General features: G+C 67.5%; 14 protein-coding genes and 1 pseudogene. 6 read left to right on the top strand and 9 right to left on the bottom strand.

From position 1 onward, the window contains the following. Window positions 1–25: 25 nt before the first annotated feature. Window positions 26–1807: an FAD-dependent oxidoreductase gene (locus OG225_RS08925; RefSeq protein WP_405181239.1), complete on the bottom strand. Its 1782-nt coding sequence runs from the start codon at window positions 1805–1807 to the stop codon at window positions 26–28. Window positions 1808–1983: 176 nt separating this feature from the next. On the opposite strand from OG225_RS08925, the gene OG225_RS08920 reads away from it, so the two are divergent. Next, window positions 1984–2760, top strand: coding sequence for an IclR family transcriptional regulator (locus OG225_RS08920; protein ID WP_405181238.1), 777 nt, complete (start codon window positions 1984–1986; stop codon window positions 2758–2760). Window positions 2761–2792: 32 nt separating this feature from the next. Next, the gene (glpK, locus tag OG225_RS08915; protein WP_405181237.1) at window positions 2793–4286 is read left to right on the top strand and encodes a glycerol kinase GlpK; all 1494 of its coding nucleotides are present in this window, start codon (window positions 2793–2795) and stop codon (window positions 4284–4286) included. A gap of 9 nt (window positions 4287–4295) precedes the next feature. Here the strand turns inward: glpK and OG225_RS08910 are convergent, their stop codons facing one another. Then, window positions 4296–4751 carry a hypothetical protein gene (locus tag OG225_RS08910; protein ID WP_405181236.1) on the bottom strand — a complete coding sequence of 152 codons (456 nt, stop codon included), beginning with the start codon at window positions 4749–4751 and terminating at the stop codon, window positions 4296–4298. A 105-nt stretch (window positions 4752–4856) separates the two neighbouring features. On the opposite strand from OG225_RS08910, the gene OG225_RS08905 reads away from it, so the two are divergent. The 3 genes and pseudogenes from OG225_RS08905 (at window position 4857) to OG225_RS08895 (ending at window position 6362) form a co-directional block, all read left to right on the top strand. Further along, window positions 4857–5498 (top strand): GntR family transcriptional regulator, encoded by a 642-nt coding sequence (locus OG225_RS08905; protein WP_405183220.1) that lies wholly within the window; start codon window positions 4857–4859, stop codon window positions 5496–5498. Between the two features lie 132 nt (window positions 5499–5630). After that, window positions 5631–5867, top strand: a pseudogene (locus OG225_RS08900) (MFS transporter); the annotation flags it as partial. A gap of 114 nt (window positions 5868–5981) precedes the next feature. Beyond that, the gene (locus OG225_RS08895; RefSeq protein WP_405181235.1) at window positions 5982–6362 is read left to right on the top strand and encodes a DUF1304 domain-containing protein; all 381 of its coding nucleotides are present in this window, start codon (window positions 5982–5984) and stop codon (window positions 6360–6362) included. 46 nt (window positions 6363–6408) lie between these two features. On the opposite strand, the gene OG225_RS08890 is transcribed toward OG225_RS08895, so the two are convergent. The 6 genes from OG225_RS08890 to OG225_RS08865 form a co-directional block, all read right to left on the bottom strand. Then, window positions 6409–7659 carry a cytochrome P450 gene (locus tag OG225_RS08890; RefSeq protein ID WP_405181234.1) on the bottom strand — a complete coding sequence of 417 codons (1251 nt, stop codon included), beginning with the start codon at window positions 7657–7659 and terminating at the stop codon, window positions 6409–6411. Next, window positions 7656–8261 (bottom strand): ATP/GTP-binding protein, encoded by a 606-nt coding sequence (locus OG225_RS08885; RefSeq protein ID WP_216906275.1) that lies wholly within the window; start codon window positions 8259–8261, stop codon window positions 7656–7658. Before OG225_RS08885 ends, OG225_RS08890 begins: the two co-directional genes overlap by 4 nt. Next, on the bottom strand, window positions 8236–8586 hold the full coding sequence (locus tag OG225_RS08880; RefSeq protein WP_405181233.1) for a DUF742 domain-containing protein: 351 nt from the start codon (window positions 8584–8586) through the stop codon (window positions 8236–8238). The genes OG225_RS08885 and OG225_RS08880 overlap by 26 nt, the downstream gene beginning before the upstream one ends. Continuing rightward, on the bottom strand, window positions 8583–9014 hold the full coding sequence (locus OG225_RS08875; protein WP_405181232.1) for a roadblock/LC7 domain-containing protein: 432 nt from the start codon (window positions 9012–9014) through the stop codon (window positions 8583–8585). The genes OG225_RS08880 and OG225_RS08875 overlap by 4 nt, the downstream gene beginning before the upstream one ends. Next, window positions 9014–10447, bottom strand: coding sequence for a sensor histidine kinase (locus tag OG225_RS08870; protein ID WP_405181231.1), 1434 nt, complete (start codon window positions 10445–10447; stop codon window positions 9014–9016). Before OG225_RS08870 ends, OG225_RS08875 begins: the two co-directional genes overlap by 1 nt. 533 nt (window positions 10448–10980) lie before the next feature. Then, complete coding sequence (locus tag OG225_RS08865; RefSeq protein WP_405181230.1) at window positions 10981–11532, bottom strand: YceI family protein; 552 nt, start codon at window positions 11530–11532, stop codon at window positions 10981–10983. Window positions 11533–11696: 164 nt separating this feature from the next. Between OG225_RS08865 and OG225_RS08860 the strand changes: the two genes are divergently transcribed. Next, window positions 11697–12128, top strand: coding sequence for an SRPBCC family protein (locus tag OG225_RS08860; RefSeq protein ID WP_405181229.1), 432 nt, complete (start codon window positions 11697–11699; stop codon window positions 12126–12128). 116 nt (window positions 12129–12244) lie between these two features. Here OG225_RS08860 and OG225_RS08855 read toward each other — a convergent pair whose 3' ends face one another. Continuing rightward, entirely contained in the window at window positions 12245–13783 is a 1539-nt protein-coding gene (locus OG225_RS08855) for a DHA2 family efflux MFS transporter permease subunit (RefSeq protein WP_405181228.1), read from the bottom strand. Window positions 13784–13811: the final 28 nt, after the last annotated feature.

The raw sequence follows: 13811 nt of genomic DNA, 5'->3' as shown, positions 1-13811 counted from the left end.
TCGCACCCGAGCCGAACAGGGTCCGCTACACCGGAATCCGGTCGTCGGCGAGGGATTCGAACGGGCCTCGGGAATCGGGGGCTGCGGCGCGGATCGCGTCGGCGGATTCGTCGTCGGGGCGGGTGTTGGCGCGCAGTTCGGCGTCGACGCGGGCCAGGTAGGTGGCGATCTCGCGGGCGATCCTCGCGTCGTCCCAGCCCAGGTGTGAGGCGACGAGGTGGGCGACCTCGGCGGCCGAGTCGGCGCCGCGTGTTCCCGTCTCGATCGACAGGCGGGTGCGGCGGGTGAGGATGTCGTCGAGATGGAGTGCGCCCTCGTGGGTGACCGCGTAGACGATCTCGGCCGCCAGGTAGCGCGAATTGCCCAGTGGTGCACTCAGTTCCGGATGTGCGCCGACGATATCGCGGATTTCGGTGACGGCGCTGCCGTAGCGGCCGAGCAGATGTTCGGCGGTGGTGATGTCGACGCCGAGTTCGGCGGCCAGTCGGGGAATCGAGAGTGTCAGTTCGTGATAGCCGTGCGCGCCGACGAGCGGCACCCGGGCGGTGCGCGAAGGTCCCACGCGACCGGGCAGATCCGCGACGGCCAGGTCGACGGCGTCGGCGGCCATTACCCGGTAGGTGGTGTATTTGCCGCCCGCCACGACGACCAGCCCCGGGGCCGGTGACACGACAGCGTGTTCGCGTGAGAGCGCGGTGGTCTGCGCGGCGGTGCCCGCGAGCAGCGGACGCAGTCCGGCGTAGACGCCGACGATGTCGTCGCGGCTGATCGGGGTCTCGAGCAGCTGATTCACCTGCGCCAGAATGTAATCGATATCCGCGCTGGTGGCCGCCGGATGTGCCGGGCCGTGTTCCCAGTCGGTGTCGGTGGTGCCGATGACCCAGTGCTGATCGCTCCACGGGCACGGGATGACGAACAGCAGGCTCTTCTCGGTTTCGGTGATCAGGCCGGTCTCGGAATCGATGCGGTCGCGCGGTACCACGATATGCACCCCCTTGGAGGTGCGGACCCGGAAGTCGCCGGGCGTGCCGAGCACGTCCTGGAGTTCGTCGGTCCACGGGCCCGCCGCGTTGATGGTGCGGGCGGCGCGCACCCGCAGGTATCGCCCGGATTCGAGATCGTGGACGAGCGCGCCGACGACGCGGCCGTCCTCCCGGAGGAAATCGACCACCCGCGCGCTCGAGGCGACGAGCGCGCCGTGCGAGGCGGCGGTGCGCGACAACATCATGGTGTGGCGGGCGTCGTCGAGTTGGCCCTCGTAGAAACTCACTCCGCCGTGCACCGCGCCGCGTTTGGCTCCGGGGAAGCGGGCCAGTGTCGCGCGTTTGCCGAGGTGGCGGTGGTGGCCCGGCACGCCGCGTCCCGCGCCGAGGAGGTCGTAGACGCCGACGCCGGTGCCGACCCAGGCGCGATCAAGGCCCCGCCGTTCCAGCGGGTAGACGAATTCCACCGGTTTCGCCAGGTGCGGAGCGAGGGTGCCGAGTATCAGCGATCGTTCCCGCAAGGCTTCGAATACCAGTCGGAAGTCCAGTTGTTTCAGGTAGCGCAGTCCGCCGTGGATCAGTTTCGACGACCGACTCGAGGTGCCGGCGGCGTAATCCCTGGCTTCGACGAGTCCGACGGTGAGTCCACGGGTGACGGCGTCGAGCGCCGTGCCCGCGCCGACGACACCGGCGCCTATCACCAGAACGTCGAGTTCGGTGCTCGCCATGGTGTCGAGGGCGTGCTGTCGCTGCTCCGGACCGAGGGCAACGGGAGTGAACGGCGACCGGTCGGCCGCGGCGAAATTCTTTCCGGCTCGAATCATGGTGCGCGCATTCGTCTTTCTGGTCGTTTCGGCAGGAGTTTCCGCTCGACGGCGGAGTGTGAGCGTTCCCGCCGAGCGAGTCGTACCCGAAAGTAGGCACTCCGCCCCGCACGGGCAAGCGATGCCGTTCGACAATGTCGAACGGCATCGGCATTCCGCCCGCTACAGTGGACACCGTGCCCGGGCCGATCCAATCCATCGAACGGGCCGCCGCGATCATGAACGTGGTGGCCGAGGCCCCGTTCGGCATCGGTGTCGGCGAATTGGCGGCCGCGCTGGATCTACCGAAGACCACCGCGCACGGCCTGCTCCGCACCCTGGTGCGGGTCGGGTATATCGAGCAGGAAGCGGGGTCGGGGAAGTATCGGGTCGGCGCTGTCGCCCTCGGGCTCGCTTCCCGACCCTTGGATACCAATGTGCTGCGGTCCTACTCGATGAACCGGGCCGACGCGCTCGCCGCGCGTTCGGCGGAATCGGTCCGTATCGGGGCGCTGCACGAAACGAATGTGCGGATCGCGCACCACGTCTTCCGCCCGGACGACACGGCGCAGACCCTGCGCATCGGCGCCGAGCTGCCGCTGCACGCCACCGCCCTGGGCAAGGTACTGCTGGCGTACACCCCCGGCCTCACCGAAAGCGGTGCCGGCGCGACGCTGCCCGCGTTCACCCGTCGCACCCTCGTCGCGCCACGTGCGCTGTCCGCCGAGGTGGCGGGAGTGCGAGGACGTGGCCACGCCACCGATATCGGCGAGTTCTCCTCCGAGCGGGCCTCGGTGGCCGCGCCGATCCGGGACGCGGGCGGGCGGGTGGTCGGGGCGATCGGACTGGTCGGGACGATCGACCGGATCACCGAACGCGGGACCGTGCCGCGACCGGGTCTGATCGAACTGGTCGTCGTCGCCGCCGCGGGGATTTCGCGTGATCTGACCGCCTCGCGGCCCGGGGCCCGATGATGTCGGCCGCCGCGAGCACGGGACGCTTCGTCATGGCGATCGACCAGGGCACCACCTCCAGCCGCGCGATCCTCTACGACGCCACCGGACAACAGGTTTCGATCGTCCAGCGCGAACACCGGCAGCTGTATCCGGCCGCGGGACGGGTCGAACACGACGCCACCGAGATCCGCAGGCAGGTCGAGGCGTCGATCGGGCGGGTGATCGGCGCGGCCGGGATCACCCCGGCGCAGGTGGTCGCGATCGGGATCGCCAACCAGCGGGAGACGACGGTGCTGTGGGACCGCCGCACCGGCGTCCCGGTGGGTAACGCCATCGTGTGGCAGGACACCCGCACCGAGGACCTGGTCACCCGGCTGGCGGGTTCGGCCGGGGCCGCCGAGGTGACCCGGCGGTCGGGGCTGCCGCTGCTCGGCTATTTCGCCGCCCCCAGGATTCGCTGGATCCTCGACCGGGACGAACGTCTACGGGAACGAGCCGAACGCGGCCACATCCTGTTCGGCACCATGGACAGCTGGCTGATCTGGAATCTGACCGGTGGCCCGGACGGCGGCGTGCACGTCACCGACGTCACCAATGCCGGACGCACCATGCTGATGAATCTGCGCACCCTGGACTGGGACGACCCTCTGCTCACCTTCTTCGGCGTGCCACGGGCGATGCTTCCCGAAATCCGTTCCAACGCCGAGATATACGGGCATACCGCGATAGCGCCGAAGGGTATCGCGATCGCGGCCGCTCTCGGAGATCAGCAGGCCGCCCTGTTCGGGCAGACCTGTTTCGAGGCGGGCGAGGCGAAATGCACCTACGGCACCGGCAGTTTCCTGCTGGCCAATACCGGAACCGAACCGGTGTATTCGACCCACGGTCTGCTGACGACCGTCGGCTTCCGGATCGGTGACGAACCGGCGAGGTACGCGCTGGAGGGTTCCATGGTCGCCACCGGAACCCTGGTGCAGTGGCTGCGTGACCGTCTCGGCCTGATCGACGCCGCCCCGGAAATCGAGACCCTCGCCGCCACCGTCGCCGACAACGGCGGCTGCTACGTGGTTCCCGCGTTCTCGGGCCTGTTCGCGCCACGGTGGCGGGCGGAGGCGCGCGGCGTCATCGCGGGACTCACCTCCTACATCACCAGGGGGCATCTGGCGCGGGCCGTCCTGGAGGCGACCGCCTGGCAGACCAGGGAGGTCGTCGACGCGATGAACGCCGATTCCGGTCACGCGCTCGCCGAACTCCGCGTCGACGGCGGCATGACCTCCAATCACCTGCTCATGCAACAGATCTCGGACGCACTCGGCATTCCGGTGGAACGTCCGCTCTTCTCCGAGACCGTGTCGCGCGGTGCCGCCTACGCCGCCGGACTCACGGTGGGGTTGTGGCCCGATATGACGGGCCTGCGTCGCAATCGCCACACCGCGGCGCGCTGGCAACCCACGGCGGCGGCCGATCGGCGCGAGCACGAATACCGGCAGTGGTCGCGGGCGGCCGAACTCACCTACAACTGGCACGAGCCCGTCCCCCGGTGACCCGGGCCGCTATCGCCCGAATCGGTCACGTAACCAGGACCAGCCGCCGGTCGACCACAGCGCGATGGCGATCAGGACGGGCTGGAAGAACAACCGGGTGAACCGTTTGCCGTCGGTGTCGAGACCGAAGGCGTCCACGTGCTCGCGCCACTGGCCGATATTGCCGGGAAAGACCGCGACGAAGAACACGGCGACGACGACACCGACGATCGGCCGCCACCGGCGGACGGCGAAGAGCAGGGCCAGGCCGAGCAGGATCTCGACGACACCCGAAGCGAGTACCACCAGATCCTCGTCGACCGGAACCCACGCGGGCACCTGAGCGCGAAATTCCTGACGGGAGAAGCTGAGATGGCTGATTCCGGCGAAGGTGAGACTCGCGCCCAGCCCCAGGCGGGCGATCACGCGAATCACCCCGACCGAGCGGGAAGGCGATGTTCGGTCCGATGTCACCGGGATGCTCATGTCGATGATCGTTCCAGAAACATTGTGCACGATCAAGTTGTCAGCGATGTATTTATGTCGCACCCCAGGCGGGTCGTCCGGCGGACGGAACCTGGAATGCAACTTGTGTCCAAGACGTACTCATCAGCCGATCACGCCTATCGCGAGGTCAAGGAGCGGATCCTGACCGGCGTCCTGCCGGGCGGTCAGCTGATCAGCGAGGGTGAGGTCGCGAGCGATCTCGGCATGTCACGCACACCGGTGCGGGAGGCCTTCCTGCGGCTGGAGACCGAAGGCTGGATGCGGCTCTACCCGAAGCGCGGGGCGCTCGTCGTGCCGATCCCGGTCGCGGAAGCCGAACATGTCGCGCACGCGCGCTACGTCGTCGAGGTGGCGGCGGTGCGTGCGGTGGCCGTACGCGACCGAACCGCGCTGATCGCGACCCTGCGCGCCTCACTGGACCGGCAGCGAGCCGACGCCGAGTCCGGCGACCGTGAACGATTCGCGCTGGAGGACACCGACTTCCACCGCACCTACGTGGTCGCCGCCGACAATCCGCTGCTGGCCGGGTTCTACGACTCACTGCGAGAACGGCAGCGCCGGATGAACAGTCTCGCGCTGCACCGGGGCGCCACCGATATGGCGGCGATCATCGACCAGCACGCGGGACTCGCGGACCTGATCGAGGCGGGCGACGCGGACGGTTTCGCCACCGCGCTCGTCGCGCACCTGTCCACGGTGCACCGACTATCCCTCTCGGGCCTGTGATGGCGACGCTCACCGACCTACGCTCCCCCGCCGTCGCGACGTCGACCGGCACCGGCGGGCCGTCGCGGCCTCGATGTTCGCGATCGCCTGGGGCGGTAACGAATTCACGCCGCTGCTGGTGATGTACAAGGCATGGTCGCCGGTCTCCAGGAGATCGAACGGATCGCGCGCCCGGACGATCTCGCCGGGCTGACCGCGGTGTTCTACTCCGTGTCCTACCTCGGATTCGGGATCCCCGCTCTGCTGGCCCGGCTGCACCGGTCCGCGGGGCTCGGCTACCCGGTGATGTTCGCCGCGGGGGTGCTCGCGGCGGCGGCCTGCCTGGCGCTGGTCGCGCGCGATTACCTCGCCGACGAGGCTCGGCGGTAGTCGAAAACGGCGCGGCGCGCCACTGTCGAAAACGGCGCGGCGCGCCACGGCGGACCGACACGGCGCTACCGTTCTCCCAGCACCGAATCCGCCGTGTTCACCAGAGGAGTTCCCTTGCTCGCGATCGTGCAGATCCTGGCGATTCTCGCCGCCGTCCTCCACGTCTACATCTTCACCCTGGAGACGCTGCGATTCGGCATCCCCCAGGTGCATCGCGGAATCTTCGGGGTGGCGGACACCGACCTCGCCGCCGTCCGCCCGTGGGCCTTCAACCAGGGCTTCTACAATCTCTTCCTGGCCGTCGGGGCATTCGTCGGCGCCCTGCTCGTCCGCTCGGTCGAGGCCGCGGGCTGGGCGCTGATCGTGATGGGGTGCGGATCGATGGTCGCGGCCGCCCTCGTCCTGCTCGCCACCGACCGTCGCATGGTCAAAGCCGCCGCGACGCAGGGCACCATCCCCGCGCTCGCCCTGCTCGCCTCGCTCACCCAACTCTGACCGTCGGCCGCGGCGCCCGATATCTACGGGCGCCGCGGCCGATCCGTCAATTCCCGTACAGCGGAGCCGATTTCGGAAAGTCGACGGGAAGCGAGACCAGGGCGCGGTGAAACGGTCCCGGCCGCCACATCAACTCCTCGGCCGCCACCGCGAGACTCAGTTCGGGCAGCGCGTCGAGCAACTGGTCGATGGCGTCCTGCACGACCAGGTACGCCAGCGAACGCGCGGGGCAGGCGTGCGGTCCGACACCCCACGCCAGGTGCGACCGATTGTCGGAGAACTCGCGCCGCGTCGTGATCGCCGGATCGTTGTTGCACGCGGTCATGCTGACGACGACGGGTTGGTGCGCGGGTAACCAGGCATCGTCGATGAGGATCGGCTGACGCGGGTAGGTGACACAGTAATTCGCCATCGGCGGATCGCTGAACAGCACCTCGTCGATCGCGTCGCGGGTGGACAGACTGCCGCCGAGGATGCCGCCGCTGAAACGTTCGTCGGTGAGCATCAGCAGCACCGTGTGCACGATCAGGTTCTGCTGCGTCTCGATGCCCGCGCCGTAGAGGGTCGCGAGCTGGTGGACCATCTCGACGTCATCGAGCCCGGCCCGGTGGGCGATGAGCCGGGAGGTGATGTCGTCGGCGGGATCACGGCGTTTGCGCGCGGTCAGTTCCAGCAGCGCGTCGGCGAGCATCACATTGCCCTTCGCCGCGTTCACGCCGTCGAAGATCGCCGCCATCCCGGTGGCCACCTGCTGCCCGATATCGGGCGGGCAACCGAGCATCTCGTTGAGCACCGCGAACGCGAGCGGAAATGCGTACTGGCTGATCAGATCCGCGGCGCCGTCCCCGCAGAACCCGTTGATCAGCGGAAGGGCGATCTGCTCGACCACCGCGTGCAGCGCGTGCAGATCCATGGCCGCGATGGCCTCGACATTGGCCTGCCGGTAGCGGGTGTGCTCGGCGCCCGCACTGCGCAGGGCGTTCGGCCGCCACTCCAGCATCGGCAGCACCGGACACTCCCCCGGGATATCGCGCTGCCAGGTACGCGGGTCGGCGGGGAAATGCTCGGGATCGTTGAGGACGCGCACGGCGGTGTGATAGCCGATCACCAAGGTGGCGGGCACACCCGGAGCGAGCTCGACGGGGGCCAGTGAACCGTAACGTGCGCGCATCCGGTCATAGGCGCCGTGTGGATCCTGCGCGAATTCCGGGTCGAACAGAGAAACCCGCGGGCCGTCGGTATCGATCGGCGATCCGTGGGGCACCGGACAACGCCCGGAGACAGAAGAAAGGGTCAACGACGGGTCTCCACGCGATGGAACAGGAATTCGACCAGGGTGATCAACGACTGTAGACAGGTGCCGCGATGTCGGGCATCGAGGGCGGTCAACGGGGTATCGGGGGTCAGGTCGAGTGCGTCCCTGATCTCGTCGAGCGGATAACTCTGCGCGCCCTCGAATCGGTTGACGGCCACCGAATACGGCACCCCGCGCTCCTCGAGAACCGACAGCACCTCGTCGGCCTTCTCGATCCGGCGGGTGTCGACCAGGACGAGCGCGCCGAGCGCGCCCCGCGCCAATTCCTCCCACAGCGGCACGAATCGCTGCTGTCCAGGCGTGCCGAACAGGTACAGCGCCAGTTGCGGATTCAAGGTGATCCGCCCGAAATCCATGGCGACGGTGGTGTTCACCTTGCCGGGTAGCCCGACCATATCGTCGATGCCGACACTGGCCTCGGTGATGGTCTCCTCGGTGCGCAGCGGCTTGATCTCCGAGACGCTGCTGACGAACGTCGTCTTTCCGACCCCGAAATTGCCCGCTACCAACAGTTTGACCGAACGTGTCACCGTCTCCGGTACGTAGTCGACAGCGCGCTCAGGCCGGGAGAGCACGGAGCCCATTGAGTACCTCCTCCAACAGGGCGATCTCCGGCAGATTCTCGGCCGGGGTCGGTGTGACCAGATGCTCGCTGTCCATCAGGTCGGCGACCAGGATCTTCACCACCGACGGTGGGAGATCGAGATAGGCCGCGATCTCGGCGACGGACAGCGCGCCGCGCCTGCTGCACAGGTTCATCACCCGAACGACGTCCGGCGCGGCACCGGGCGTCGGATCGGCTTTCGCGATGACCAGGGTGACCAGATCCAGTTCGCGGGTCGGGCGCAAGCGCCCGCCGGTGCGCACGTAGGCGCGCACCAGGTCGGGATCGCGGCGGGATCTGGTCATCGCCGGTCGCTATCGGCTCTCCGCTGCGACATGCTGCCTAGCTCGTGACCGACTCTGGCCGCCAACTCGTTCATGCGGTGGGCGATGAGACTGACGTCGATCTCCCCGGTGGTCGAAACCCCCAGCAGCGCACCCTCGCCCGCCGCGGTGATGAAGATCATCCCGTCGTCGTATTCGGTCATCGCCTGCCGCAGATTGGTCTCCGGTCCGCCGCAGAACTCACCGAGGGCCTTACCCAGTGAGCGCAGCCCGGACGCCGCCGCCGAGAATCGCTCGGCGTTGTCGCGGGTGATACCCGCGGAGTGCGCGATCCGTAATCCGTCGTCGGAAAGCAGCACCGCGAATCGCACCCCGGGAGCGTTCAGATCCTCGAGTAACCACCCCAGCTTGTTGCTGTTATCGGTCGCGGCCGTGTTCGGTGTGCTCATCAGGGTGTCGTCCCTTCCGGGTGTTCGGTCGCGATGCTGTTCGGAGCGGTCGCGGGGTTGTCGTCCGCGGCGGCGCGGCCGCTCTTGGAACCCGATTGCCACGCTGCGGCGATATCCGGTCGAGCGGGTCCCGACGCCGTCGCGTTATCGGATCGGGCAGTACGTGGCCGGGCCGACGACGCGGACGCGACCGTGCGACGGCGCCGCTTCGGCAGACCGCCGCTGGTGATGTCGTGCACGGCGAATTCGCTCTCCTCACTGGCCGGTTCCGCGGCGGCGGGCACCAGGGCCGGTTCGAGTACCTGCGGTTCGGGTTCGGCGGGCGCGGGGGGTTCGTCGGACCTGGTCGGAGCGGCGAGCAGGGCCTCGGGCACGTACACCATGGCGCGCATACCGCCGTAGGCGTTCGGCCCATCGATGTAGACGGTGAATCCGTAGCGTCGCGCCAGGGCCGCGATACCGGGGAAACCGACCTTGGGAGCCGGGCCGAGCTGGTGGATGTCGACCGGACGCTCGTTCGCGAGGATCTGCCTGGCCTCCTCCATCTGCTCGGAGTTCATGCGCACACCGGCGTCGTCGATGATGACGGTGACGCCGTGATGGCCGGTCTGGAAGCTGACGTCGACGAAAGAGGTTGGCGGCGAATAGCGCAACGCGTTGTCGAGTAACGTCGCGAGCGTATGGACCAACGGTTCCACCGCACGGCTGATGACGACCCGGTCGAGTTGGTTCGGCCGGACGCGCAGGTAGTCGCGCACACGGCCGACCGCGCCGCCGACCACGTCGGTCAGCGACTGCGCGGGCCAGCGCCGTCCCGGCAGGCCACCACAGACGATCACGTAGGACTGCGCCTGACGGATCATCTGCTGCACGGTGTGGTCGATCCTGGTGAGCGTCGCGTATACCTCGTCGTCGCGATGTTCGCGCAGCGCGGCACTCACGACCTGGCTCACGTCGGCGCCGAGACTCACCACCGAGGTGCCGAAGGAGCGCACCGCGCCACTGGTCGCCTCACGGGCCGAGGTGGCGACCTCCGATCGCACCGTGGACTCGGTGTGCTTGATGACCAGCCTGGCCTGTTCCTCGGCCTCGTGCGCGATCATCTCGCGGGTCTCGGTCTGCACCCGACGCAGATCCTCGTCGAATCGTTCGCCGATCCAGCGCAGTCCCTGCGCCAGTCGCGAATTCTCCAGTCCCACAGGAATTTCCACGGCGGGAGCGGAGGGCTCGAAACGCCGCACCGCCTCGGTCACCGCGGGTAGGGTCTTGACCGCGAACGCCTCGAGTGCGTCCTCGTACGCGCTCTGTCTCGCCGCGAGCTCGTCGATCCGGGCTCTCTGGCGTCTTCCGGTATTCACCGAAAACCCCGCCACCGCGAGCACGAGTGCAAGGGCGAGGATCCATGGCAGTACTACGGCGATATCCACATTCATCAGTTCTCTCGTCGTCGACAGGTTCAACCTCCCCCCGAGAACCAGTTGCCTATGGTCCGCGTCGAATCCCACAGCCTGCTGCCACCGAACTCCGTCTCACCTTCCGCACGTTTGCCCAATACATATTTGCCGAACACATATTGCCGATCACGATGCCCACCTCGATACACCACCGCGATCGGGTCACCTCACCGTTCACCATCGGAGGTTCCGAATCCCGTAGCGGCGACCGGGCGGCGCGGGTCATCGCCGGTCGAGTCCCGACCCACAGTGCCTGTGGGACAGGCGATCAGACAATCGATCGCCAACTGAACGGAGCGCTCCCGCACAGCCCGGAACCCGACGACCCGCCCACCCTAGCAGCAACCTCGCGAACGCACGACGTAACCATGAGACGCAAAGAAGTTGAGCCGGTGCGGATCACGCGTCCGAACGGAAACATGTCCGCCCGTACCCACCGCGAACACAAAGCAATCGGCCGGGGTTCACCGAATTCGGTGAACCCCGGCCGGGATACGCGTGTGCGGGTGGGATCAGCTCCGGAGGCCGACTTCCACCTCGAGGGAGAGGGTGATCTTGTCACCGACCACAACGCCGCCGCCGTCCGGCAGTGGCATATCGATATCCACGCCGAAATCACGACGACTGACCACGGCGGTGGCCTCGAAACCGGCGACGGGCCCGTTGCCCATGCCCGGATTCACGCCGAGGAATTCCACCTCGAGCGAGACCGGCTTGGTCACGCCGTGGAAGCTGAAGTCTCCGTCGACGACGAAGGCGTCGCCCTTCACCCGGAAGCCGGTCGACGTGAAACTCGCTACCGGGAACTGCTCGGCATGGAAGAAGTCGGCGGTGCGCAGGTGGGCGTCGCGCTGAGGATTGTCGGTGGTCACCGAGTCGATCCGGATCTCGGCCTCGGCCGAGGCCGAACCGTCCTCGCCGATGACGAGTTTGCCCGAGAAATCGGTGAATCGGCCGCGCACCTTACTCACCATCAGGTGGCGGACGGAGAAACCGACGAGCGAATGGACGGGGTCGATGACCCAGGTACCCGCGGACAGGGCGGTCGTGGTTCCGGCGGTCATGGAGCGCTCCTCTGCTGTGCTGTCGCCGCATTTGGTTGATGTGGCAACCTCTATAACACGACCGCACGGCGAGACATTTCCTCTGTGACGCACGACACAATCGATGACAACGGGCCGTCGCGCGGCCGAATACCCAAACCCGCGGTACCGGATACCATGCGCGCATGGCAAAGCTGAAGGTCTCCGTCGACGTTCCGATCCCGCCGGAACAGGCGTGGGCGCACACCTCGAACCTGGCCGATCTGGACAAATGGCTGACCATGCACGAGGCGTGGCGCGGCGAGGTTCCCGCCGAATTGACCGAGGGCACGAAACTCGTCGGAGTGGCCACGGTGAAAGGTCTGCGGAACCGGGTGACATGGACCGTCGACGCGGCGGAACCGCCCCGCCGACTCGCGCTCAGCGGCGCGGGCAAGGGCGGCACCAAACTCGGCCTCGAACTCCGGGTCGCGCCGAAGGGGGCGGGCTCGGAGGTCACCGTCGACATCGCACTCGGCGGAGCGCCGCTGTTCGGACCGATCGGCGCGGGTGTGGCGCGGGCGGTGCGGGGCGATATCGAGCGGTCGCTACAACGTTTCGTCGCGCTGTACGGCTGAGCCGGAGCGACTGCGAAACGCCGAAATCCGGGTCGGTGACGTCGGTAGACGCTCATCGACCCGGATTTCGGTCGTTCATACCGGCTGATACGCCGACGCTCTCAGCGCATCGCCCTTCAGTGCGTCATCGCCGCGGGCGTGTCCGCGGCGAGTTCCGGATTCTTCGGCCTGGTCCTCGGCAGGAAGAACGCCGGGATCAGGGTGAGCGCGAGCACGACCACGGCGACGACATAGGTCGAACCGAACGCGTCGGCGGCCTGATCGAAACCGGACTCGATGGTGCCCGGCGGCAGTTTCGCGGCCAGGGACGGGTCGGTATTCGACGCGATCGCGGCCCCCGCGTCCGGCTTGTCCTGGAGCAGGTTGGTCAGCACCACCGACATGATCGCGGTGCCGATCGAGCCGGAGGTCTGGTTGACGATGTTCATCAATGTCGTACCCCGGGCGACCTGCGAATGCGTCAGCGTCTGGATGGCCGCGGTCATCGTCGGCATCATCGTGCAGCCCATGCCGAAGCCCATGATCAACAGCGCGACCATCATGATCGGATACGCCGTGTCGGCCTCGAGCTGGGTGAAGAACGCCATGCCGATGGTCATCAGGGTGATGCCGGTCAGCACGATCTTGCCGGGGCCGATCTTGTCGACGAGCCGCCCCGCGATCGGCATGGTGATCATCGCTCCGATGCCCTGTGGCGCGATGAGCAGACCGGCCGCGAGCGCGGTTTCGCCCCTGACCTGTTGCAGGTAGCTGGGCAGTAGCAGGCCCGCGCCGAAGAAGGCGATCGCGAACAGCACCATGGTGAGCACCGCGAAGGTCATCGCCCGGTCGCGGAACAGATGCAGATCGATCAGCGGATGTTCGGTGCGCAACGCGTGCAGCACGAACAGCACCAGCAACGTCACGCCGAGCAGCGCCGGAATCAGCACCCTGGCCGAGGCGATGGTGCCCTGTTCCGGGATCGAGGAGACGCCGAACAGGAACAGCGCCAGACCCGGTGAGGCCAGCAGCATACCGAGGAAGTCGAAGGATTCCGACGGTTCCGGACGGTCGGAATCGAAGACGACGAAGGCGAGGATCAGCGCGACCACGCCGATCGGCAGGTTGATGAGGAAGATCCAGTGCCAGCTGAACGTGTCGATCAGCCAGCCGCCGAGAATCGGGCCGCTGATCGGGCCGAGCAGCATCGGCACGCCGAGTACGGCCATGACCCGGCCGACCCGCTGCGGGCCCGCCGCGTGGGTCATGATCGTCATGCCGAGCGGCATCAGCATGCCGCCGCCGATGCCCTGGAGCACCCGGAAGGCGATGAGCGACTCGATATTCCAGGCCGTGCTGCACAGCAGCGAGCCGAGTATGAAGAACGTCAGCGCCATGATGTAGAGGCGCTTGGTGCCGAACCTGTCGGCCGCCCATCCCGTCAGCGGGATGACCGTCGCGAGTGCCAGGGTGTAGCCCGTCATCGACCACGCGGCGATGGCGTAGCTGGTGTCGAACTCGGCCTGGAAGGTGGGGATCGCGACAGTCACGACCGTGATGTCGAGGATGGACATGATCGCGCCGAGCACGACCACGCCCGCAACCTTGTACACCCGCGCGTCCAGCTTGTCGCTGGCGGGATCGGAACCCGGCGATTTATCCGGAGATAGTGTCACCGCTTAAGAGTGGCACCTCTTCGGCAAA

Origin of the sequence: Nocardia sp. NBC_01377 (genome assembly GCF_045040005.1) — a bacterium.
In the GTDB taxonomy this organism is placed as follows: Bacteria; Actinomycetota; Actinomycetes; order Mycobacteriales; family Mycobacteriaceae; genus Nocardia; species Nocardia noduli.
This window is presented reverse-complemented; position numbering and strand designations above follow the sequence as displayed.